This is a genomic window from Acinetobacter sp. SM1B, from assembly GCF_003289665.1.
GTDB lineage: Bacteria > Pseudomonadota > Gammaproteobacteria > Pseudomonadales > Moraxellaceae > Acinetobacter > Acinetobacter schindleri.
The window spans coordinates 32,299-55,609 of the sequence record NZ_QMBM01000003.1 but is presented as its reverse complement, the minus strand read 5'-3'; the positions used below and the strand labels follow the sequence as shown (position 1 = coordinate 55,609).

General features: G+C 38.5%; 15 protein-coding genes, 5 pseudogenes and 1 CRISPR repeat array. Of the genes and pseudogenes, 12 read left to right on the top strand and 8 right to left on the bottom strand.

The genetic code is table 11. The features are described 5' to 3' along the window. A pseudogene (locus C8322_RS13585) lies at positions 1-515 on the bottom strand (IS4-like element ISAba33 family transposase); the annotation flags it as partial. A 68-nt stretch (positions 516-583) separates the two neighbouring features. Continuing rightward, positions 584-820 (bottom strand): annotated as a pseudogene (locus C8322_RS13580) (hypothetical protein); the annotation flags it as partial. A 441-nt stretch (positions 821-1,261) separates the two neighbouring features. Here C8322_RS13580 and C8322_RS13575 point away from each other — a divergent pair. Beyond that, positions 1,262-1,714, top strand: a pseudogene (locus tag C8322_RS13575) (LysR substrate-binding domain-containing protein); the annotation flags it as partial. Positions 1,715-1,868: 154 nt separating this feature from the next. Continuing rightward, entirely contained in the window at positions 1,869-2,054 is a 186-nt protein-coding gene (locus C8322_RS13570; protein WP_004895784.1) for a hypothetical protein, read from the top strand. An 85-nt stretch (positions 2,055-2,139) separates the two neighbouring features. On the opposite strand, the pseudogene C8322_RS13565 reads toward C8322_RS13570, so the two are convergent. After that, positions 2,140-2,228: pseudogene (locus C8322_RS13565) on the bottom strand (transposase-like zinc-binding domain-containing protein); the annotation flags it as partial. A 423-nt stretch (positions 2,229-2,651) separates the two neighbouring features. Here C8322_RS13565 and C8322_RS13560 point away from each other — a divergent pair. Next, positions 2,652-3,995 (top strand): aspartate aminotransferase family protein, encoded by a 1,344-nt coding sequence (locus C8322_RS13560; protein WP_004895783.1) that lies wholly within the window; start codon positions 2,652-2,654, stop codon positions 3,993-3,995. 68 nt (positions 3,996-4,063) lie between these two features. On the opposite strand, the gene C8322_RS13555 is transcribed toward C8322_RS13560, so the two are convergent. Together C8322_RS13555 and C8322_RS13550 are read right to left on the bottom strand one after the other, a co-directional pair. Further along, positions 4,064-5,098: an AraC family transcriptional regulator gene (locus C8322_RS13555; protein WP_004895780.1), complete on the bottom strand. Its 1,035-nt coding sequence runs from the start codon at positions 5,096-5,098 to the stop codon at positions 4,064-4,066. Positions 5,099-5,196: 98 nt separating this feature from the next. After that, positions 5,197-6,201 (bottom strand): phosphotransferase enzyme family protein, encoded by a 1,005-nt coding sequence (locus tag C8322_RS13550; RefSeq protein ID WP_004681103.1) that lies wholly within the window; start codon positions 6,199-6,201, stop codon positions 5,197-5,199. Positions 6,202-6,382: 181 nt separating this feature from the next. Between C8322_RS13550 and eat the strand changes: the two genes are divergently transcribed. Then, the gene (gene eat / locus C8322_RS13545) at positions 6,383-7,804 is read left to right on the top strand and encodes an ethanolamine permease (protein WP_004895778.1); all 1,422 of its coding nucleotides are present in this window, start codon (positions 6,383-6,385) and stop codon (positions 7,802-7,804) included. 110 nt (positions 7,805-7,914) lie between these two features. Here eat and C8322_RS13540 read toward each other — a convergent pair whose 3' ends face one another. The 3 genes and pseudogenes from C8322_RS13540 to C8322_RS13530 all read right to left on the bottom strand — a co-directional run bounded on the left by C8322_RS13540 (position 7,915) and on the right by C8322_RS13530 (position 9,405). After that, complete coding sequence (locus C8322_RS13540) at positions 7,915-8,628, bottom strand: IS1 family transposase (protein WP_004895776.1); 714 nt, start codon at positions 8,626-8,628, stop codon at positions 7,915-7,917. A 12-nt stretch (positions 8,629-8,640) separates the two neighbouring features. Next, positions 8,641-8,976, bottom strand: a pseudogene (locus C8322_RS13535) (hypothetical protein). A gap of 99 nt (positions 8,977-9,075) precedes the next feature. Beyond that, complete coding sequence (locus tag C8322_RS13530; protein WP_004895773.1) at positions 9,076-9,405, bottom strand: DUF4236 domain-containing protein; 330 nt, start codon at positions 9,403-9,405, stop codon at positions 9,076-9,078. 151 nt (positions 9,406-9,556) lie between these two features. Here C8322_RS13530 and C8322_RS13525 point away from each other — a divergent pair, with 151 nt between their 5' ends. The 8 genes from C8322_RS13525 to cas6f all read left to right on the top strand — a co-directional run bounded on the left by C8322_RS13525 (position 9,557) and on the right by cas6f (position 19,638). Next, on the top strand, positions 9,557-10,147 hold the full coding sequence (locus tag C8322_RS13525; RefSeq protein WP_004895771.1) for a class I SAM-dependent methyltransferase: 591 nt from the start codon (positions 9,557-9,559) through the stop codon (positions 10,145-10,147). A gap of 2 nt (positions 10,148-10,149) precedes the next feature. Then, the gene (locus C8322_RS13520; RefSeq protein WP_004895770.1) at positions 10,150-11,199 is read left to right on the top strand and encodes an HNH endonuclease; all 1,050 of its coding nucleotides are present in this window, start codon (positions 10,150-10,152) and stop codon (positions 11,197-11,199) included. A 156-nt stretch (positions 11,200-11,355) separates the two neighbouring features. Then, entirely contained in the window at positions 11,356-12,315 is a 960-nt protein-coding gene (gene cas1f, locus C8322_RS13515) for a type I-F CRISPR-associated endonuclease Cas1f (protein WP_004895768.1), read from the top strand. A gap of 5 nt (positions 12,316-12,320) precedes the next feature. Then, positions 12,321-15,719, top strand: a complete 3,399-nt coding sequence (cas3f, locus tag C8322_RS13510; protein WP_004895766.1) for a type I-F CRISPR-associated helicase Cas3f — start codon at positions 12,321-12,323, stop codon at positions 15,717-15,719. Positions 15,720-15,730: 11 nt separating this feature from the next. Beyond that, a complete protein-coding gene (locus C8322_RS13505; RefSeq protein ID WP_004895765.1) occupies positions 15,731-17,044 on the top strand; it encodes a type I-F CRISPR-associated protein Csy1 in 1,314 nt (437 codons plus the stop codon). Continuing rightward, on the top strand, positions 17,044-17,985 hold the full coding sequence (csy2, locus tag C8322_RS13500; RefSeq protein WP_004895762.1) for a type I-F CRISPR-associated protein Csy2: 942 nt from the start codon (positions 17,044-17,046) through the stop codon (positions 17,983-17,985). Before C8322_RS13505 ends, csy2 begins: the two co-directional genes overlap by 1 nt. A gap of 26 nt (positions 17,986-18,011) precedes the next feature. After that, the gene (gene csy3, locus C8322_RS13495; protein ID WP_004895761.1) at positions 18,012-19,022 is read left to right on the top strand and encodes a type I-F CRISPR-associated protein Csy3; all 1,011 of its coding nucleotides are present in this window, start codon (positions 18,012-18,014) and stop codon (positions 19,020-19,022) included. Between the two features lies 1 nt (position 19,023). Further along, a complete protein-coding gene (cas6f, locus tag C8322_RS13490) occupies positions 19,024-19,638 on the top strand; it encodes a type I-F CRISPR-associated endoribonuclease Cas6/Csy4 (RefSeq protein ID WP_004895759.1) in 615 nt (204 codons plus the stop codon). A 131-nt stretch (positions 19,639-19,769) separates the two neighbouring features. After that, positions 19,770-23,279: direct repeats of the CRISPR family, unit length 28 nt; unit sequence GTTCACTGCCATATAGGCAGCTTAGAAA. Between the last annotated feature and the right edge of the window lie 32 nt (positions 23,280-23,311).

The following is a 23,311-nucleotide window of genomic DNA, read 5'->3' as shown; positions in this document are numbered from 1 at the left end:
TTTTCAATTAACCATGTAAACCATTTCTCACCGATAAATTCTCTGTCTGCAAACACATTCACTATACGATCTTTACCAAAAATGGAGATAAAGCGTTGAATCAAAGCAATACGCTCTTTTGTATCTGAATTTCCACGTTTATTGAGCAATGTCCAAACAATAGGTATCGCTATTCCACGATAGACGATGGCTAACATCAAGATATTAATATCTCGTTTTCCCTATTTCCAATTAGTTCTATCCAAAGTTAATTGGACTTTATCGAATGAAAATATATTGAAAATTAACTGAGAAATTTGACGATAATCGAAATACTGATCTGCAAAGAAGCGTTGTATACGTCGATAAAATGATTGTGGTAAGCACTTGATGGGTAAGGCTTTAGATGCAGAAGAAAGATTACATGTCTGTTTTACAATTAATGCAAGCATAATCAGTGTAAAACATTTTGCATGTGACTTGTTCCACTTTAGATATTTGTTTAAGATGAGATGTAACTCATTGAAATGTGTCATCATATTCGTCGTCAGAAAACAAGTATTATGCCATTATTTCAATGAGTTATCTTTTTTTGTCGTGTACAAAGGTGAATATTATTGAAAATGGAGTAGCCATCAAATTCTGAAGTTTTCCACACATGGAGTTCTTTTATGCGATTAGAAATATCTAAATCTGCAGTGAGATTTTTAAACATATTTAAGTAGCATAAGTTGAAACCATACGCTTGTGGATGAATGGTGATTCTGCTTTTTTTGAAATTTTTTAGAGTACTTATCTGTGTTGCTGGAAACTTCAAAAGTAGTTCAGATGTCAGATCCATGTGTGCTATTGAATAAAAATAATACAGCAATATTCACGTATATTTAGAGTTTTTGAATATGGCAGGAGGTATCATTTTTTCCTTGTTTTTAAAGTTTATTTATTATTGAAAGTTTCAAATTTTCCTCCTCGATTAGATACTCACTATTAGTTAGCTATATTTGTGAGTTGGCAAAAAATATCATGTTTCTATTATGATGTTCACATAGCAGATTACAATGAATACAGTAGGGATGAGTATAGTTGATTATTACAATAACAATGCTCAAATTTGATCTTTTTTAATGGTAATTAAAACCAAATAGGAATCAATTTTTGATAAGTATATGGCTTTGTTGCACAAAGATTTCATAACTATATGATTTTAAAAGTTTTGATTATTTTTTGATCCAAAATTAAATTTATTTAAATCAGATGCTTACATATTTATGCAACAAAGCCCATTGTGTTCTTACGCAAACCTGCACCGATTGGCCTTGGTTTAACCAGTCTACATATACTAGATGAGCCACTCATTGTGGCCTTACCCAACAATCATCCTTTGGCTGAACAAGCCGAACCAATTCATTTGCTGGATCTTGAACCGCATGATTTTGTGTTGTACCGACGTTTAGCGGGGCAAGATTTATTTGATAATATTTTGGCCAGTTGTTACCAAGCTGGATTTAGTCCCAAAATTGTACAAGAAGCGCCACGTTTAACCTCGAGTTTAAACTTGATTGCTGCAGGGATTGGTTTATCCATCGTGCCTGAGGCCATTCGTGACTTTTGGAATAAGCAGATTGTTTACAAAGCACTCAAGGCGAACAATCCATGTATTGCGCCGATTTATGCAGTGTATAAAGAAAATATAGACAATGTCCGTTTGCAACACATCTTAAAGTTATTGCAATAATTCGTTCAATATTGAGCACTTTATTCTGCCTGACAAGAGTTTGCTTAAAGTACTAAGGTCAGAGTGATGATGTGTTGTATTTAAAGTTTTATACCTATAACGAATGCTCGTATGGAGCAAAATATAATATTTAGCAATATGAAATGTTTAACCCATGCTTTTTAATAAAATTTCTTTTGCACTCACGGCTCTGATTTCTTCCACTGTGGTAATGATGAGTGGTTGTGCAACCAGTCTGTCTAGCACCGCTTCAAACACACAACAACAGGCGCAAAATGCCTTATTGGTCTATGGTGGACCTATTTTAACCATGCAAGGCATGCAGCCCAGCTATAGCTGAATACTTACTTTATTATCACACTTAAAACCATAGGAAATGAGGTTTTACAGATGTTTCCATGTGCTAGTGTTTTTAGAATTTAGCTATAGTTTTGTTTCCCATCTACTTTGATGCCATTTTTTTTATACTGTCACTGAGGCAGGTTGGACATTTGATTTCTAGAGTTATTTGCATTTCTCTATTTTATCAAAATTCAACCTGCTTTTTTTTAGCATACTTTTTGATACACCACCAAAAATTGGATGAGTTTTGCTAAATAGCTCAAAGTTCAGTTTGTATGTTGATAAATGCATATTACTAATATAGAGCCTGTAAATAAATTTCAGTAGTTTTATCATTTATTAGGGATGATGGAATTCAACTTTATTTTTTGTCAGGCTTCTTTAGCGAATTCATTTAAAGGCTATTTATTCACTTTTCATAATAAAAGTGCTCAAATAGATATCCTATCACTCGTATTGTGAAGAAATTATCTTATAAGATTTGACTTCAAAAATTACATATCGCGCTCTAAAGTCAAGTCTTTAAAATGAGCAGTGTGCAATATAAAAATCATTCAAATGCACTAAAAAACAGTTTGTGAGAGAGGAATAGTAGATGAATACGCGATCTACCATTATGGATACCAATAGCTTCCGTGCCGAGCATGCGAGTGCACTAGATTCTGAAACCCGAGAACTGACCGATCGACGTAGCCAAAATTTAGGTGAATCTTACCGCTTGTTTTATCGAAACCCAGTGCATCTTGTAAAAGGGCAAGGACAATACCTTTGGGATGCTGCAGGCAATCAATACTTGGATGCTTATAACAATGTCGCTAGTATAGGACATTGCCATCCTGCGGTAATCAATGCCGTAAATGAACAAATGCAAATGTTGAATACACATACTCGTTATTTACATGAGCGCATTTTAGATTATACCGACGAACTTTTAGCGACCACACCGACTGAAATTAACAAAGCCATGTATATGTGTACGGGTTCTGAGGCGAATGATTTGGCCATTCGTATTGCCCGTGAATACAGTGGTGGTACGGGTATTATTGTGTCGCAAGAAGCCTATCATGGTACTAGTGATCTTACTTCGGGCTGTTCGCCTGCGCTTGGTACAGGACAGACCTTAGCTGCTACAACTCGTTTGGTGGCAGCACCTGATCAATATCGTTTTGAGGGTGAAGATTTAGGTGACTGGTTCGCCGCGCAAATTCAAGCACAAATTGATGATATGAATGCCAATGGCATCAAGTTTGCAGGCTTCTTAGCCGATTCCATTTTTTCATCAGACGGGGTAATGCCAAATCCTACTGGTTTCCTGAAAAAAGCAGTGGATGTAGTGCATGCCAATGGTGGTATTTTCATTGCTGATGAAGTACAGCCTGGTTTTGCTCGTACAGGCGATTCTTTTTGGGGTTTTGGGCGTCATGGTGTGGTGCCCGACATCATTACCACAGGCAAGCCGATGGGCAATGGTATTCCAGTATCAGGTTTACTCGCGAAAGATCATGTGTTGTCTGCCTTTAGTCAAAAAATCCCTTATTTCAATACCTTTGGGGGGAATCCTGTGGCGATGGCAGCGGCGCAGGCCGTGCTGAAAACTATTCAAGAAGAAGAGTTACAAGCCCATAGTCAGCGCCTTGGTGGTCTACTTTTGACAGAATTGCGTAAGCTGATGGAAAAGTATGACTGTGTTGGTGATGTGCGTGGTGCTGGTTTATTTATTGGTTTCGAATTGGTACAAGATCGTTTCACCAAAATGCCTGATAAAGCTCTGGCACTGGATTTGATTGAAGAATTGCGTAATACGCATCGTGTGCTGACCTCTGTTGCGGGACCATATGGCAATGTCTTGAAGTTACGTCCACCATTGGTGTTCCAAGAAAAGGATATTGATTGGTTGGTTGGAGCGTTGGATCAAGCCTTAAGTAAACTGCAAAAATAAACTTAAATGTCATACATATTTAACCCCGCTCAATGAGCGGGGTTTCTTTTTTATTGATGTCTTACCACTTAATGTCGTAATTGGCGTGGTGTACAGCCAAACCAACGCTTGAATGCACGGGAAAAGGCACTGACTTCGGAATAGCCTAATAAAAATGCTACTTCAGAAATCGGTAAATTCTTCTGTTGAATATAGTGTTTGGCCAGTTCATAACGAACTTGATCAATTAGTTGAGTAAAGGTGATGTCGTGTGATTTTAAGCGCCGTGATAAGGTACATGGACTCATATGTAAATCTAGTGCAACTTTTTCCAAGTTGGGTTCACCATGAATCAAATCTTGCTGAATGTGTGCACGGACTTGATTGGTTAAAGTTTGTGACTGCGATTGCGTATTCAGAATTTTTAAAGTGTCGAGCATCATGGTGAGCAGCAACGGGTCTGACTGTGGCATTGCGGTTTTAAGGTCTGATTTGGCAATCAAAATTGAATTGAATGGCTGATCAAAAAACACTGATGCATTAAACAGTTTACTGTGTTCTTGCCAAAACTCGGGACGTGGGTGTTCAAAATGAATTTCGCGTGGTGAATAGTGTGTGCCCAAGACTTCACGAATTACATTCATAAACATGCCCACTGTGAGTTCGGCATCTTGTCGTCGCGATAAAATTGCACCATGCTGGACTTGGTAGTCGAAACGATAGGCATCATTGACTTCAACCATACGGCATAAAGTATCTTTTTGATGCAGATTAAAATGTGAGGTCATGTTCTTTAATGCATCTTCCAGCGATGCTGAACATAAACCAATATAGCCAATCAGTCCTAAAGCTTTGGGATGAAATTGCTGTCCATAATGCAGTCCGAAATTATCGCAATGTGATAGTTTTGCGGATTGTTCCAAGACTTCGCAATAATTGGTGAGTTGCAAACTGAGGGTGGGGCTGAGCAATAATTCAGGATTAATACCACTGATCCCAAAAATGCGATCGACATCGGCACCTTTATGCAGAATAAAGTCACTTAGGCCTGTCGCGGCAGCTGATAAAATGCCTTGGTTGCTGATGTCTTGAGCGTTGATGGAGAGAGGATTAAATTGAATCATGCATAGCCTCTTTTAATACAGAACCGTTATTGTTCTAAATTAAGCAAGAGCTATGCCATTCAATGCTTTACGGTTTGCTTCTGCCTACAGGTATTTTTTTATATACCTGCTGGAATTTGGTTGTTAAGATATTTTTTGCAAAGTCGCACAGTTTCATCCGACCATTGAGCTCCCAAACTTTTGGCCATGTCGGTATAGGCATGTGAACCGAACCAAGCCATCAATTGGATTCTACGTTGCATAATAAAGGTGGGAACCAACGCATACTCTTCTGCACTCACATGCCCAATTTTTTCATAACCATTCAACCATTGTTCGACCCACTTGGGTGCAGCAGTATAGTGTTCATTAAAACTAATTGCTGCAGCTAAGTCATGCATAAACCAGCCCATGCCGCAGTCGTCAAAATCAATCACACCAACCTTTTTTTCATTCAACAACAGATTGGTCAGTCTGAGGTCAGCATGGATCAGCCCATAGTGATCTTTGGACTTCCCAAATTGATTTAGCTCGGTGGCAACACGGCAAATTGCCTCATCAATCACGGCATGATCTACCGATTTTAACTGTGGGGCATGACGCCAGTCACCCCAATGTCCATCGGCAAAAACCATACTTTCATGATCCCAAACAATACGTTGGAAGTAGGCTGGCATCTCCCATGTTTTACTGTGCAGGTGCAGTTGTGCTGTGATTTCACCCAACTGCTTAAAATCACATGGATCGACATTATCTGCTGTAGGCATTACACCTTTCACCCAATGAAAGAGCACTGCATGCCTTGAAATATCTGGACTGAGTGCCAATGTTTGGACTTTATCTCCATGACAGTCGGCAATGGCAATCGGCACCGCGATGCCATGCGCATTTAACGCATCTAACCATGCTAGTTCACTTTCGATTTGTTGTTTGGAATGATAATTGGGACGATGAATGCGTAGTGCATATTGTTGTTGAGCGGTTTTCACAACAAAGGTGGCATTTTCAGATTGGCAGAGTAATTTGATCTCGCCTTGATAGCATGCTGGATAGGTTTGCATGGCTTTTTTTGCCAATTCGTAGAGTTGTTGAATGCTTAAATATTCATTTTGTTGGACGCTCATGTTGTACTCCTTTTCATGCTGATCTTGGGTGCGGAGTCCCAGACTTTGAGCTGATCTTATAAAAGAAAAAAAAGAGCAACTTGACTTCAAGCGACTATGCTCATGATTTATTGTCAAGTTTAAAGCCGATATTTCACCGATATTAAAGTGGTCGAATTTGGTGAAAAGGTGATCGAGCATCATGAAAAATGAAATGATAATGACGGAGAGTGTCGCAGATAACACCGAATATTTTGCCCAACGCCAACTGAAAAAGGGTGCCGTCGGTTGGTTACTGTTGGTGGGGTTAGGGGTGTCTTATGTGATTTCGGGTGACTTCGCAGGTTGGAATTTTGGTATTGCGCAAGGTGGTTGGGGCGGATTATTTGTTGCTACGATTGTAGTGGCATTTATGTATCTATGCATGAGCTTGTCGATGTCAGAAATGTCGACCATGCTGCCAACAGCAGGCGGGGGCTATAGTTTTGCGCGAGTGGCGTTTGGGCAATTTGGTGGTTATCTTACAGGGACTGCAATTCTGATTGAATATGCAGTCGCACCTGCCGCAATTGCAGTTTTTATTGGCAATTATTGTGAAGCTTTATTTGGCATAGGTGGCTGGCCGATTTATCTGTTTTGCTATGTGTTTTTCATGGCAATTCATTTACAAGGTGCAGGTGAGGCTCTGAAAATAATGTTTGGCATTACCGCAATTGCTTGTGTGGCGCTGTTGGTGTTTATAGTGGCAATGGTTCCACACTTTAATGCTGCCAATTTATTTAATATTGCAGTAATGCTAAATACTGCGGGGGCGAGTTCATTTTTGCCTCTCGGTTACATGGGCATTTGGGCTGCTGTCCCATTTGCAATCTGGTTTTTCCTTGCAGTTGAAGGCGTGCCTTTGGCTGCTGAAGAAGCCAAAGATCCAGTCAAATCTTTACCACGTGGTTTAATTGGTTCAATGTTGATTCTGGCTGCATTTGCCCTGCTGATTTTGTTTTTAAGTGCTGGTGCGATGGGTGCAGAGCAAGTGAAAAATTCAGGAGCACCATTGGTTGATGCATTAATTGCAGTCTATGGACAGCATTCATGGATTGCCAGTTTTGTGAATTTTGTGGGATTAGCAGGTTTAGTAGCAAGCTTCTTCTCGATTATTTATGCTTATTCGCGTCAAGTGTTTGCCCTATCGCGTGCGGGTTATTTACCGAAAATATTATCGCTCACCAATAATAAACAAGCGCCGAAATGGGCGATTGTGATTCCTGGGGTAATTGGCTTTGTATTGTCATTAACGGGTGAAGGAGATTTGCTGATTTTGATTGCGGTGTTTGGTGCCACCATTTCTTATGTGTTGATGATGATGTCGCATATTAAATTGCGTTTTTCCCGTCCAGATTTAGCACGACCATATAAAACACCCGGCGGCATCGTCACTTCAAGTATAGCATTGGTTTTGGCCTGTGCTGCAGTGGTGGCGGGTTTAATGGTTAATCCAAAAGTATGGTGTTTGGCAGCGCTAATTTATGGTTTATTCATTCTGTATTATCTGCTGTATAGCAGACATCATCTGGTGGAAGGCACGCCTGAACAAGAGTTTGCATCTATTGAAATCAGAGATGAATAGTTGAGTGAAATTTACCTAATTTTTAAGAATATCAATCCCATTTTTAATGGGCTTGATATTCTTAAATGCTCATTAAATTATTTGGTGGTGTTTTAAAAAGTATGCTGAGATTAAATGAAGCCATTATTGATGTAAAAGAAGGTTAAGTCGAAGGCTTTAAAATGGTTTCCAGGTGGTGTTTCAAGCTTTTTGGAGAAATTACAACTTCTTCTAAAACCACGCCTTATTCGATGCCTTATTTTGCAATTATTACCTTCAATTCCTACAGTAAACAACTTACCAATACTTTGCTTGCAGTTTTTAAAAGCAGTGATGAAACTGTCCCAATGATCACTTGCAATTCGGGTGTAGTGAATACCTAATTGTTTAAGCTTTGTCTTCAACCTTTGGACTGTAGCTAAATGTCTCTTACCCCAAACATAAGCAACAACCTCACCTGTTTCTCGATGGTAGGCGTAAATAAGCCATTGTTTATTATTTTTATTTCCAACAAAAGTCCAGAATTCATCTACTTCGAGAGATTCATAATGACTTTGTTTAGGCTGAATTTGATAGGCCGATTCAGTTAAAGTCCGTAAGACTTTACCGATACTAATGCGCTCAACTTCAGCGATATCTCGTATACCGCTGCCTCTGACCATTAACTGTAATATTTTATGAGTAATGCCAGAATTACATCCTAGATAGCTCAGAGCATGGTCACCAATAAACTGACGTTTGCAGTCTTTGCATTGGTAGTTTTGTTTCCCATCTACTTTGATGCCATTTTTCTTTATACTGTCACTGAGGCAGGTTGGCCATTTGATTTCTAGAGTTATTTGCATTTCTCTGTTTTATCAAAATTCAACCTGCTTTTTTTTAGCATACTTTTTGATACACCACCAAATATTTTTCTTTGCTTCGAGGTCGCTGAGTTCGTAAAAGGCCTGAATACCGCCTGCGGCTTTAATTCCATCTAAAGCGACAGATAGAGCTTCCTGATCTGACGGGAATGTTTCATCTCATACCGTAGAAGTACCATTTTGGTTTACCACTTCCAGTGTCCAGTCACTATCGGGTAATCGATAAATTAGAACTTCAATTTGCTCATTATCCTCTTTTAAAATTTGAGACAAGGGAGAATCGATTAAATCATTTTCATCATAATCCATAGTACTGTCATTATCAGACATCAGCGGCAGCCTTTATTGTATTTAATATCCGTCCATAGTAATGAATGAATTAAATTTTGCCTAGCAGTGGATATTATGGGGTACAAAGAATGGCTAAATTCAAAAAATAATTGCCCCGACAATAAAACAAAATAATCCAAAAATTACCCAAATCCAGACATTCGATTTGGGTTTCTCAGTATGTGATGTATAGAGTGGTTGTTGTTCCTGAGCAGGAATTTTTTGGTTGCCTGCTCTTTTTTTATAGGGTTGGTGCTTGGAATAGGATAGGCCTGTGCCTGGAATACCAACGCTGGTTCGGGTGCCTTTTTTGCCAATATTTAAAGAAGCACCAGGTTTGCCAATGCTCGCGCTACTAATGCCTTTATGCGTCAGATTAATTTTTAATCCAGGTAGCAGTTTAATACTCTTGCGAAATCTGAAGCCCATATTTTTTCCATTTACAAGAACCAGTTTGGTTTCTATCTCAGTTGTCCGGATACAGTGAAATAAGAGTTTGATTCATTCATAGGACTGATCATTTGACTTATCTAGTGAAAAATCAGTATGTTCTTTAACATAAGATATTGGCTTTTAGACAATGAATCAAACATCAAATTATTACAATCAACATGCTCAAGCATTTTTTGAAAATACCTATCAGGTTGAAATGGAAAGTCTTTACGCACCATTTCTAAGATATTTGCCGGAACAGGCATTGATCCTGGATTTGGGCTGTGGTTCGGGTCGGGACACTTTGGCATTTAAGAAAAAAGGCTATCAAGTTGAGGCAATTGATTATTCTACCGAGCTGGTTGAAAAGGCGAGAGAGCTGACAGGCATCGAGGTACGTCAGCAAAGTTTTTATGAGCTGAATGAAGTAGCTAAGTATGATGGGATTTGGGCCTGTGCTTCTCTTTTACACTGTGAAAGAGATCGCCTGACTGAAGTGCTGGCGCGCATATTTAAAGCATTAAAGCCAAATGGTGTGTGTTATATGTCTTTTAAATATGGAAATACAGATCGTGAGAAAGAGGGGCGTAGCTTTACTGATCTAAATGAGCAGCAAGCTCATGACTTACTCAAACAAATCGACCAGGCTTTACTTTTACAGCAATGGATTACAGTAGATAAACGTCCAGACCGTACAGAAGAGTGGTTAAATATCCTGATTAGAAAAATGCAGGCTTAGCCATGTTATTTAGTACAGCTGAAATACCAACACCTCAAGAACAGCTGAAATTCTTGAAGCATATTCAGCAGATATTGCAGTCAGGGACTTTTACTTCGACATATAAGTTTGCTTTGCTGATAAGTATCACGCGTCTGGCGATTGAACAGGGTCAAGATACCGGTGCTGCCTTGCATTTGGACTATCAGGATATTGCGGAAAAGTTTATTGACCTGTACTGGAAACAGTCTCTGCCGTTTCAGTTTAACCAGTATGAGCCTTTTACTATTCATCAAAGCACTGGTAAGCAGGCAAAGATCATCAGTGAAATTCAGAATGCACAGCAACAATTCAAGACCTTGGCCGCGTTGAGAAAGAATGTACTTTACTGGAATAGGCTGAAGCGAACAGTTGCGACAACGGTTAAGCAAATGCCGGTAGTATATTTGCAGAATCTGAATGGTCAAACGGTAGAGTTTCTCTATCATCTGCAGGATTGCAAACAGTCACTTAAGCTGTTGCCCAAGGTGATGTATTGCTTAAGACAATTCAGTGAAATTATTGAAGAGCTGTGCCAGAAGCGCTGGATTGATTTTGTCCGACTGAACAAGCAGAACCTAGTTGTACTTGATGGCTTGCCTGACCTAGATGAATTCATGTTTGCTCCAAGTCGTAATCAATTGGGGCAGGTCGCGGACTTCTTAATTGACTTACAGCAATGCCAGTGTTTTTACTGTGGCAAAAGCCTGAAAAACTCAAAATATGCCGTGGATCATTTTATTCCCTGGTCTCTATATCCTGCCGATACCGGACATAATTTTGTCCTGGCAGATGATAAATGTAATTCACAGAAAAGTAATTATCTAGCGTCCGAGCAATTCCTAGATCAATGGAGAGAACGTAATCATCTGCATGATCAGGCGATTAGTCGGGAGATTTCGCAACTCGGTTTTTTGACCGATCTGCGGCGTTCACATCGGGTTGCAGACTGGGCCTATCAGCAGGCGATTGAGCATGAGTATTTAGTCTGGTTGGGGGGAAAAGAGAAGAAGATATTAGCCCGAGTGTATTAAACTATTAAGTTTCAAAAATATTTTTAACTGTATGAATCACACAAATTCTTTAAAAAGACTGCGTCAATATGTGACGTTAATTTCCTGAAATTTCTTCAAATAATTATTGGAAAAGGATATTTTAAGGACAACTCTTCTTCATAATTGATGATAAGAATGGAACAGCTCAATCCATCAGATCTAAAAGCAATATTACATTCGAAACGTGCCAATCTGTACTATCTTGAACATTGTCGTGTGATGCAGAAAGATGGTCGAGTACTTTATCTGACTGAGGCTAAAAACGAAAATCAATATTGGAATATTCCGATTGCCAATACTACAGTGATTTTATTGGGTACAGGTACATCGATTACTCAAGCAGCCATGCGTATGCTTGCCAGTGCAGGGGTGCTTGTAGGTTTTACGGGTGGTGGTGGAACGCCTCTTTTTATGGGCTGTGAAATCGAGTGGATGACACCACAGAGTGAATATCGCCCAACTGAGTATATGCAAGGCTGGATGCAATTTTGGTTTGATGATACCAAACGCCTAGAAGTAGCTAAACAATTTCAACTCACGCGGATTGAGTTTATAAGAAAAATTTGGTCAAAAGACCGAGATTTAAAAGAGTACAGCTTTTATATTGATGATTTAGATATAACACAAGCTTTAGATGGCTTTGCTAATAAAATTCCACAGCAAACCAAAGTAGGTGATTTACTCCTTACAGAGGCAGCAACGACAAAACAGCTTTATAAAATTGCAGCAACACGTACAGGCTTAAAAGATTTTAGCCGTAACCCTGAACAAGGTGATTTAGCTAATGATTTTTTAAATCATGGCAATTATCTGGCTTATGGTTTAGCAGCGACAACACTTTGGGTACTTGGAATTCCACACGGTTTTGCAGTCATGCATGGCAAGACGCGTCGAGGGGCTTTAGTGTTTGATGTGGCAGATTTAATTAAGGATGCTGTGGTTTTACCGTACGCGTTTATTTGTGCCAAAGAGAAAATGACTGAGCAAGAATTTAGACAGCAGATTTTGCAAAAATTTACCGAGCATAAAGCACTCGACTTTATGTTTGATCAAGTCAAAGCACAAGCTTGCAAAAATCATGATGTAGAGGAGTAAGCATTATGATTGTGACTTTTATTTCCCAATGTGAAAAGAAAGCCATTCCACGCACCCGACGTGTTTTGGATGCTTTTGCTGACAGGATTGGCGATAACACGTGGCAAACCATCATTACCGAAGAAGGTCTAATAGCTGTTAAAAAATTATTGCGTAAAACCGTGACCAAAAGTACAGCGGTGAGTTGTCATTGGATTCGAGGACGGCGTAGAAGTGAATTGCTATGGATTGTAGGAAATCGGAATAAGTTTAATGCTGAGGGAATTGTGCCAGTAAATACTACACAGAAAAAGTTAGATCAAAACAAATGGGAAAATGATTGGCATTATTTACCTCTAATTAAAGCATTAGTAGCTATTTCAGCCCTATTACATGATTGGGGAAAAGCCACAGTTTTATTTCAAGAAAAACTGCAACCAAAGAATAAACAGAGTATAAAGGGTGATCCATTACGCCATGAGTGGATATCCTGTTTATTACTTAATGCCTTAGTACATTCTTCAGAAAATCCAAAAAATGATGAGGCATGGTTGAATTTATTCATTCATCAATCATGGGTTGAAGGCAAACTTAAAGCAACAGTCCTAAAGAATTTAGACAAAACCAAAGCTCTGGATTATTTACCACCTTTAGCTCAGTTGGTGGCATGGTTAATTGTGTCACACCATCGATTACCTACATTAAAATCTAAAGATGAAAATAAAAAGTCAAAAGATTATTTAGAAGATTTTATAGATGAAGATGTAAGAAGTTTCTCTTCATTATTTTCTTATATTCAAGCTGAATGGGGTTATCAAAATAAATTCGATGAAGAAGAATATCAGCAACGCCTAAAACAGTGTTTTGAATTTCCACAAGGTTTATTAAGCCAATCTCAATCATGGACAAAAGAGATTCAAAAATGGTCTAGGCGTTTGTTGCAAGAGCAAGAGAATATTGCACAGGTCTTAAAAGATGGCAGTTGGCGTGTAGTTTTACACCATGCACGTTTATGTTTGATGTTGGGTGATCATTATTATTCATCTTGTGATGCGGATAAAACGTGGAAAACAAATTTGAGCTTAATTGCTAATACTGATCATAAAACTAAACAGCCGAAGCAATTTTTAGATGAACATTTAGTACATGTCAGTAAAAATGCCATGCGTGTTGTACAATCCTTAAGTCGTTTAGCGGATGAAATGGAACCTGCGTATGATATTCAAAAATTAAAAAAGAAAAGTCCGCAAGGTTTTGAATGGCAAGATCATGCAGTTAAAGAGATCAAAAAATTTCGACAAAAATATGACGATGACATCGAACAGGGATGGTTTATTGTCAATATGGCAAGTACAGGCAAAGGTAAAACCATTGCTAATGCCAAAATTATGCAAGCCTTATCTAAAGATGGACTATCACTACGTTATGTGCTGGCATTGGGGCTACGGACTTTAACTTTACAAACTGGAGATTCATACCGTAAAGATATTGGTTTGGGTAATGATGAACTTGCGGTCTTAATTGGTTCTAAAGCTGTACAAGAATTACATCAGCAACAGCATCAGAAACAGAATAATCAAGATGAGAATCCATTGGATGAAATCGGTTCGGAATCTTTAGAACAGCTTTTAGACAATGAGCTTGATTATGCAGAAATGCCTCAAGCTGATTTTATGAATGTTCTATTTCCACAAGCTCAAGCCGAACGTAATAAAGCCTTTTTATATAAGCCTGTTTTAGCCTGTACGATTGATCACATCATGTCGGCAACTGAAACTAAACGTGGTGGCAAATATATTTTACCTAGTTTACGCCTATCTTCTTCTGATTTAGTCATCGACGAAGTAGATGACTTCAATGGCCAAGATTTAATTGCGATTGCTCGATTAATTCATCTTACAGCGATGTTAGGTCGTAAAGTGATGATCTCATCGGCAACGATTCCACCAGCATTAGCAGAAGGTTTTTTCAATGTATATCAGCAAGGATGGCGAGTATATTGCGCTTTTAAAAAGCTCAAACAAGTTCAAACAGTCGGCATGTGGGTAGATGAGTTTAAGTCAAAAATCCAAGGTATTGACTTAATATCAGATAACACGATTCAGCAGTATAAAAATGCTCATGAAGCATTTGTTGAAATTCGGTCAAAAGCTTTAGTACAACAAGTGATTAAACACAAAGCTTATATTATTGAATGTCATGATTTGGTGGCACCGAAAGAACAGAAGCAACTTGAGGAAAGTCTGCAACAACAATATTTTGATCGTATTCGTCAGCATATAGAAAAATTGCATCATCACCATCATACAGTTGATGAAACAACAGGGAAAAAAGTGTCATTTGGAGTGTTACGCGTTGCCAATATTCCACCTTGTGTTGCACTCACACAATTTTTACTCAATGCTGAATGGTCAGAAAAAATTGCTCCTCGTGCGATGGCGTACCACAGTCGGCAGATTTTATTGTTACGTAGTGAGCAAGAACGTCATTTGGATACCGTACTCAAGCGTAAAGAAAAACAACATGAACAGCCTATCGCATTTTCAAATGAAGTGATTCGTCAGCATTTGGACAGTACGGATAGTGAACATGTGATTTTTATCCTCGTGGCAACACCTGTGGAAGAAGTAGGGCGTGATCACGATTTTGATTGGGCAATTGTTGAACCTTCTTCTTATCGTTCCATTATTCAATTGGCAGGGCGGGTTTTACGCCACCGTAGCTTGGAAAAAGATATAGAACAGCCGAATATTGGTCTGTTGCAATATAATTTAAAAGGGCTGCGTGGTGCGAAAGTGGCTTTTGAAAAACCAGGTTTTGAAATCAATAATGATAAGTTTAAATTAAAGACCAAAAATTTATCAGATCTGATGGATTTAAATGAAGAGGCTGGAATTAATGCTATTCCAAGAATTCAAGCCAACTCACCGTTAAAAGCTACCGAAAAACTAGCTGATTTAGAACATGCAGTTTTAGCACATAGTCTTACCAATTATAAGCAAGTTGGAGCAAAACCATTAAATGCTTGGTTAACGCAGTATTGGTTTTTAACGGCTTTACCGCAACAGTTTATGCCATTTCGACAAAGCTCACCCAATATTCAGCTCTTTGCAGTATGGAAAGATCGTAAGCTTGTGTTTTCTGAAAAAGATGATTTTGGACAATATATTGATCGAAATGGTTTTTACAAGATTCAATATTCTGAAATGACTGATTTAGAACAGCAACGTTTATGGCTTAATCGAAACTATAGCGACATATTGTGTCGTATGGTTATTGAAAAAATTTCAGAAAATCAGCACATTGAAGACGAAATAGAAGAATTATCAAAACGTTATGGGGAAATTATGTTGCCACAATATGACGAGAATAAAACACTGATGTATTCAGACCAATTTGGCTTAGTGATTCAACATTCAAAATAAAGGGAGGGGGTATGCAAAATATTATCGTAAGCTATTTGGAAGCACGAAAGGAAGATTTTTTACAGTCAAAAATTAATTCTAAGCTACGTGGCAAAAAAAATGAATTTGATGAAGAAGCTCGATTAAAGGTACGTCTAGAGTATCAGGGAGAAGCAGATGCTAAATATAATATAGGAGTATGGTTGGACAATATCATTCGTAAAGTGAAGCCAAATGTCACAACCCATCCTGCAAAATTTACCAATGCCAAAATTGACACAGATACGAGTCAAATTTTTTTAGGTCATTATGTGAATGATGGTTATATCAAAACTGGCAATGTTCATTTAAAGAATAAAGTGGATGTATCAGGTAACTCGGCGACGAATACAATTGTGTATGAACTGTATGATTTACTCGATCAAGATTTGGATAATGATCAGAAACTAATTCATAAATTTGAAGACAATAATGAATCATTAATTCAATTTTTTGAAAAAAATAAAGCCGATTTCGAATACATAAAAGCAAAGTGTTTAAAAGTTTATTATGGTGAAAAATCTACACCTGAAACGCATAGCTCAACTAGACAAGTGTATTTCCCAATAGGGAATAATGAATATCACTTATTATCTGTTAAAACAGCATCAATGTTGATGTATGAAGTAAAAAATCGTATTGATGATATGAATATTTGGGTTGATGGACAACATGCTAGAAGTTTTAAAAAAGAGAATAAATTTTTAGAAGGCGGGTTTAGTGAAGTTTTTGACATTACTGAAATTGGTTTCAGTAATGGTGATTTCATCAAAATGGGCAATTATAGTTTGTTAAATGTCAAAAATAAGGGCATTGCTTATTTACTTTCAAGCTGTCCACCTATTTTAGAAAAACGTACAGTACGATTGCCAAGAACTGATTTTTTTGCGCAGTGTTTATATCGAAAAAATTATCAAGATAGTTTTGTGCAATTGCATAAATTTATGCAGTTAGATCTAAACAATATTGATATAAGAACTGCAATTCGAAACATCCTTCAATTTGTGATTGATCAAGTCATATTAGAAGGACTAAAAATCCGAGAATCTCATCCTGCGGGATGGTCACAACAAGAATATTACGCAAGTTTACCTAAACTACAGCGTATTTGGCTTGATTCAATGTACGCAGAACAACGTGAAAATGATAGTGAATGGCGTAATGAGCTGAGTGAAGACATTGCGCGTTGGATTTTACGCACTTACGAAAAAATCATTAGTGAAGCTGGAATGTTGGGAACGGCTGAAATCAATGATGTGAAACAGCGTGTAGAAGAATCATTGCGACAAGCCAAGGAGTTTTTTTAATGCGTCATTTTTTATTGATTCCGCATCTTAAACTTCATAATGCCAATGCCATGAGCAGTCCTTATACGATTGGTTTTCCTGCAATGACCGCATGGCTTGGGGCAGTGCATGCACTTCAACGTAAACTCAAGCAACAAGGATGTGATCTTAACTTAAAGAAAGTAGCAGTGAGTTGCCATGAGTTTAATTTGCAAACCTATAAGGGAAAAAAGGATTTTGTAAAATCTTTAAAAGTATATAGAAAAGCATCAATTTTTGACGCTGACTATGGAAAAAAATATCCTAAAGACGTTTATAAATCCAAATATGATGCTCCTCTAACATCAGATGCTTTTAACGAAGAAGCTCGTTGTCACTTAGAAGTGTCTTTATTGATTGAAATTGAAAGTTCATCTAAAAGACAGAGAGATCAGCTTTTAGAGCTTGTACATGAGATTGTGGCTGGTATGAAATTTGCGAGTGGTGATGTGCTCTCAGTTAAGCCCTGCACAATATTAAATTTTGATGATGATGAAGATCAATCACAGCAATTACGTCCGATTTTAAATAAGTTGATGCTTGGGCATGTACTCATCGAACGTCGTGATTTGGTTATACAAAGTATGCAAGAGGGCAAAGATGCTTTGGATAGTGTCTTGGATTATCTCAAAGTCACCCATAGTTCAATTCAAGATGATGAAGGCAAAGTGACTTGGACATCAAAACGTCAAGCACAAGGCTGGCTTGTTCCTATTGCAGTGGGTTTTCAGGGAATTTCAGAACTCGGACAAGCCAAAAACCAGCGAGATGCCAATACACCACATCGCTTTGCAGAAAGTGTGCTGACTCTAGGTGAGTTTGTGATGCCATATCGGATTGAAAGTATTGACCAGTTATTATGGCAATACCATGTTGATTTAGAAAATAATTTATATCTATGTCAAAACCAAAATACACATTAATTTAGACTTTACAAGGAAAAATACTCATGGCTAAAAATGAAAAAGCAGTTGCAAGTGTTCTTGCATTTGAAAAAAAACTCGTTCCGTCTGATGGTTATTTTTATGGAACAACATGGGCAAATCGTACAGAACAATCCGCTTTAAAGCTGATTGAAAAGTCAGTGCGTGGCACAATCTCAAACCGTTTAAAAGCTGCTGATGCTGATCCATTAAAATTAGATGCTAAAGTGGAAAATGCTAATCTTCAAATTGTTGATGCATGTGCATTAGCAGAGCATCAAGATACGTTAAAAGTCGCATTCACTTTAAAAGTTTTAGGTGGTATTGAACAACCATCAGCATGTAATAATGAAACATTTCTAAATTCATATAAAGAAGTAGCGAAAAACTATATTCAAACTCATGGTTTTGTTGAGCTAGCTAAACGTTATGCCTTAAATATTGCTAATGCGCGCTTTTTGTGGCGTAACCGTGTAGGTGCAGAAAAGATTGAAGTTGTAGTGAAAGTTAATGAAAGTGATGCTGTAACGTTTAATGCCTTTGATTATAAATTACATGATTTTGACTGTGTAGATGCTAAGGTGCAAAACTTAGCAGATCAAATTGCACAAGCTTTAAAAGGTGAAATACCTTACTTATTAATTAAAGTAGAAGCTTACGCTTTAGTTGGAAAAGCTCAGGAAGTTTATCCAAGTGAAGAACTTGTTTTAGATAAAGGTAAGGGCGATAAGAGCAAAATTCTTTATCAAGTGAATGACGTAGCTGCGATGCATTCTCAAAAAATTGGTAATGCATTACGTACCATTGATACGTGGTATCCAGACTTTGAAGAGCAAAAATCTGCTATTGCTATAGAACCTTATGGTGCTGTGACGAACTTAGGCAAAGCGTATCGCACACCTAAAGCCAAACAGGATTTCTTTAGCTTATTTGATAAATATGCTTTAGGAGAATCTTTAGAAAATATTGAACAAGAGCATTATGTGATGGCTGTGCTCGTACGTGGTGGTGTTTTTGGTCAAAGCTCTAAGGATTAATATGAAATTTTATCAAGAAATCACCTTGATTGATCAGGCTGAAATTTCTCCTTATTTCATTTGGTCTAAGCTTTATGCACAATTGCATATTGCTTTAGCGGAACAAAAAAATATTGAGGAGAAAGTCAATATTGGTGTGTCTTTTCCTCACTATATTTATGAAGAAAAAGGCGATAATGAAAAAGCGAAGATTAATTTAGGAAAAAAGCTACGTTTATTTGCTGACTTTGAATCTGATTTAAAAAAATTAGATATCAGACATTGGCTTGATCGTTTAGAAGATTATGTACATATCACTTCTATTCGTGAAGTACCTAGCGACATTAAAGGCTATGCCATTTACAAGCGTAAGCAAGTGAAAACCAATGCTCAGCGTTTGGCACGACACCGTGTAAAACGTGGTGATATTGGTTTTGATGAAGCATTAGCAAGATATAGCAATGTGGTGACCACAACTAACTTGCCTTATATTGAAATGAAAAGCCTGAGCACTTCAGATCAGCAAAGTGAAAAACGTTTTAAATTGTTTATCGAAAAGCAATCTGCTGAAAAATCTGAAACTCAGGTTTTTAGCACTTATGGATTAAGTTCGGTGTCATCTGTACCAGAATTTTAACCCAATATTTTTATACTCTTTAACAGCTTAATAAAATCAATAGCTTATGATAGTGGTTTAAAACTTGGGTCTTTTGAGAGATTTAAGAGTTAAATCACTGTTATAACTTTATTTTTTGCTTTAAAATTGCTGTTCACTGCCATATAGGCAGCTTAGAAAAGAGGGGGCTGTGCTCTGGATTACACGAAATGGTTCACTGCCATATAGGCAGCTTAGAAAAAGGACTTTGGGTGTCCAGTGATTGCACTGTCGTTCACTGCCATATAGGCAGCTTAGAAATTGGACAATAAAAAAGGCGCTCATTGCGCCTGGTTCACTGCCATATAGGCAGCTTAGAAATTTTGTTCAGCTACCAATTCCTTGCCGCACTTGTTCACTGCCATATAGGCAGCTTAGAAAGTGTCCGTTTTGCTTGTTTGAGTATTCCAGGCGTTCACTGCCATATAGGCAGCTTAGAAAATTCACAGTGACACCACCGTCAGCAGTCAGAAGTTCACTGCCATATAGGCAGCTTAGAAAATGCATTCGGTGCGGTAATCCCAATAGCCAGGGTTCACTGCCATATAGGCAGCTTAGAAATTTTGATGTGTGGGATGATAGAACCCCCTTAGGTTCACTGCCATATAGGCAGCTTAGAAAGATATGAGGTGCGACCTTTTTTAAGTGATGCAGTTCACTGCCATATAGGCAGCTTAGAAATTGGTGAAATCACAGCAATGACCTGGAAGAATGTTCACTGCCATATAGGCAGCTTAGAAATGTAAACCATTTTCCTTCATGGATATTGATTTGTTCACTGCCATATAGGCAGCTTAGAAAATTAAAAAGCCAGCATATCCTTTTGGGATTTCGTTCACTGCCATATAGGCAGCTTAGAAACAATGAATCCGCTTACCCCGATTGAGGTCTGTGTTCACTGCCATATAGGCAGCTTAGAAATGCAAAGAGGTGATGCAGCTATGGCCCGCGCAAGTTCACTGCCATATAGGCAGCTTAGAAATTTAAACAATGGAAAATTAAAATCAAATCGTTGTTCACTGCCATATAGGCAGCTTAGAAAAACAATCTTTTTGGTGAGTTGTTCTTCTGGAAGTTCACTGCCATATAGGCAGCTTAGAAATTTCGAGGATAAAAAGGATGAATGATCTAGATGTTCACTGCCATATAGGCAGCTTAGAAATTTAAACACGACAAGCGCAAAGTTCGCGCCTAGTTCACTGCCATATAGGCAGCTTAGAAATAATCAAATAACACATCAAACTTTTATAAGCAGTTCACTGCCATATAGGCAGCTTAGAAATTCAATCGAGCTTCACGTTGTTCTGCCTCAGCGTTCACTGCCATATAGGCAGCTTAGAAATGTGTGAATACCTTTTCACCCGACTCAAATAAGTTCACTGCCATATAGGCAGCTTAGAAAATGAGCGAAATGCAGGGATTGTAGGCGGCCATGTTCACTGCCATATAGGCAGCTTAGAAAACTGAATTTCATCCCATTTCGTCAGTGAAAGCGTTCACTGCCATATAGGCAGCTTAGAAAACTCGACCACCTGGCTAACGTGGCATTGCCGGGTTCACTGCCATATAGGCAGCTTAGAAATCTGAGGGGGTATTTCAAGAATTAATCGATATGTTCACTGCCATATAGGCAGCTTAGAAAGCAATCCAAGTGTTTCAAGTGACTATCCACTTGTTCACTGCCATATAGGCAGCTTAGAAAAGCAAGAAGCCACCGACATTGAAAACCGCATTGTTCACTGCCATATAGGCAGCTTAGAAATCAAGCTTCTCTTTTAACTCAGTTGGCATTCTGTTCACTGCCATATAGGCAGCTTAGAAATGCCCATTCATTCATGGCCACGGCTGACCAGAGTTCACTGCCATATAGGCAGCTTAGAAAAGAGCGCCTAAGCCCTCATCGCTATCACCCATGTTCACTGCCATATAGGCAGCTTAGAAATGCTTGAGGGAAGAACTTAATTCCTGCGTACTGTTCACTGCCATATAGGCAGCTTAGAAAAACTACAGTGGTGATTGAGAGATGAGTGAGATGTTCACTGCCATATAGGCAGCTTAGAAATCAATGCATCGCCCTCGATGGGGTCGGCAAATGTTCACTGCCATATAGGCAGCTTAGAAAATGATCTAAGCAAGCACATTGGCACTATTGCGGTTCACTGCCATATAGGCAGCTTAGAAATTCGGAATATCTTGTTGAGGAGCAGATTGATAGTTCACTGCCATATAGGCAGCTTAGAAAAATCATCTCTCAATCACCACTGTAGTTGGGCTGTTCACTGCCATATAGGCAGCTTAGAAATAGATGCATCTATCGAACCAAACTACAGCAACGTTCACTGCCATATAGGCAGCTTAGAAAAATGGCTTGCAATCGGTTTATTTGGAAGACACGTTCACTGCCATATAGGCAGCTTAGAAAAGATTGTTTCTACACCACCACCGTTCGCTTCTTGTTCACTGCCATATAGGCAGCTTAGAAATTTGTGAAGTTTCACTCTGATATTGGTCAGGTGTTCACTGCCATATAGGCAGCTTAGAAAGGGAAGATTTGGCAGCACACCATGCGGTTTTTGTTCACTGCCATATAGGCAGCTTAGAAATGACTGTTCGGCCTAAGCCTAAATTTGCTTGTGTTCACTGCCATATAGGCAGCTTAGAAACAAGAGCCAGAAACACCGCTAGCCCAATCAATGTTCACTGCCATATAGGCAGCTTAGAAATTAATCAAAATCTAAGGCGGCTTCAATCACGCGTTCACTGCCATATAGGCAGCTTAGAAATTTAATTAGATCAGGGTTTTTTAATGTCAAAAGTTCACTGCCATATAGGCAGCTTAGAAATGAATTTAATCCAAGCCAAGGAAGATGGGCAAGTTCACTGCCATATAGGCAGCTTAGAAAGATCAGGCCATGATTGCAAAGACTGCATCGATGTTCACTGCCATATAGGCAGCTTAGAAAACTAACGTTCCAGCTGCTGCATCCATCTGACGGTTCACTGCCATATAGGCAGCTTAGAAAGATGGGGAATTTCGGCAATGCTATGCCGGATGGTTCACTGCCATATAGGCAGCTTAGAAATGGCCTCCAGATGAAGTCGCCTTTATCTTCTTGTTCACTGCCATATAGGCAGCTTAGAAACATCTGAGTGAGAAAACCAAGACGGAACTACTGTTCACTGCCATATAGGCAGCTTAGAAAAAGTTTTCCGGTAAGCTGATAATAATGGATGGGTTCACTGCCATATAGGCAGCTTAGAAATGTAGAGGTTAAACGTCAAATCCAACAAGGCAGTTCACTGCCATATAGGCAGCTTAGAAAAAAAATATTGGTTTTAAAAGATTGAGTATCTAGTTCACTGCCATATAGGCAGCTTAGAAATTTCGATTCAACAAAGGTTTATGTTGTCACTGGTTCACTGCCATATAGGCAGCTTAGAAATTGCGATCATCAGTTCCCTTTTTATTGCTAGTGTTCACTGCCATATAGGCAGCTTAGAAAGTACTCTGAGAACGGCCAGCGCGAAGCTGCCCGTTCACTGCCATATAGGCAGCTTAGAAAAGTTAAGTGGATAGGTTCATTATTATTAAAATGTTCACTGCCATATAGGCAGCTTAGAAATGCAGATAAGCAGCTAAAGCTGGTGATCCCTG

What these genes read in the sequence shown, in the direction of transcription:
- C8322_RS13570 (WP_004895784.1), top strand. Translation starts at nt 1,869, where the DNA reads ATGCTTTTTAATAAAATTTCTTTTGCACTCACGGCTCTGATTTCTTCC.
- C8322_RS13560 (WP_004895783.1), top strand. Translation starts at nt 2,652, where the DNA reads ATGAATACGCGATCTACCATTATGGATACCAATAGCTTCCGTGCCGAG.
- C8322_RS13555 (WP_004895780.1), bottom strand. Translation starts at nt 5,098, where the DNA reads ATGATTCAATTTAATCCTCTCTCCATCAACGCTCAAGACATCAGCAAC.
- C8322_RS13550 (WP_004681103.1), bottom strand. Translation starts at nt 6,201, where the DNA reads ATGAGCGTCCAACAAAATGAATATTTAAGCATTCAACAACTCTACGAA.
- eat (WP_004895778.1), top strand. Translation starts at nt 6,383, where the DNA reads ATGAAAAATGAAATGATAATGACGGAGAGTGTCGCAGATAACACCGAA.
- C8322_RS13540 (WP_004895776.1), bottom strand. Translation starts at nt 8,628, where the DNA reads ATGCAAATAACTCTAGAAATCAAATGGCCAACCTGCCTCAGTGACAGT.
- C8322_RS13530 (WP_004895773.1), bottom strand. Translation starts at nt 9,405, where the DNA reads ATGGGCTTCAGATTTCGCAAGAGTATTAAACTGCTACCTGGATTAAAA.
- C8322_RS13525 (WP_004895771.1), top strand. Translation starts at nt 9,557, where the DNA reads ATGAATCAAACATCAAATTATTACAATCAACATGCTCAAGCATTTTTT.
- C8322_RS13520 (WP_004895770.1), top strand. Translation starts at nt 10,150, where the DNA reads ATGTTATTTAGTACAGCTGAAATACCAACACCTCAAGAACAGCTGAAA.
- cas1f (WP_004895768.1), top strand. Translation starts at nt 11,356, where the DNA reads ATGGAACAGCTCAATCCATCAGATCTAAAAGCAATATTACATTCGAAA.
- cas3f (WP_004895766.1), top strand. Translation starts at nt 12,321, where the DNA reads ATGATTGTGACTTTTATTTCCCAATGTGAAAAGAAAGCCATTCCACGC.
- C8322_RS13505 (WP_004895765.1), top strand. Translation starts at nt 15,731, where the DNA reads ATGCAAAATATTATCGTAAGCTATTTGGAAGCACGAAAGGAAGATTTT.
- csy2 (WP_004895762.1), top strand. Translation starts at nt 17,044, where the DNA reads ATGCGTCATTTTTTATTGATTCCGCATCTTAAACTTCATAATGCCAAT.
- csy3 (WP_004895761.1), top strand. Translation starts at nt 18,012, where the DNA reads ATGGCTAAAAATGAAAAAGCAGTTGCAAGTGTTCTTGCATTTGAAAAA.
- cas6f (WP_004895759.1), top strand. Translation starts at nt 19,024, where the DNA reads ATGAAATTTTATCAAGAAATCACCTTGATTGATCAGGCTGAAATTTCT.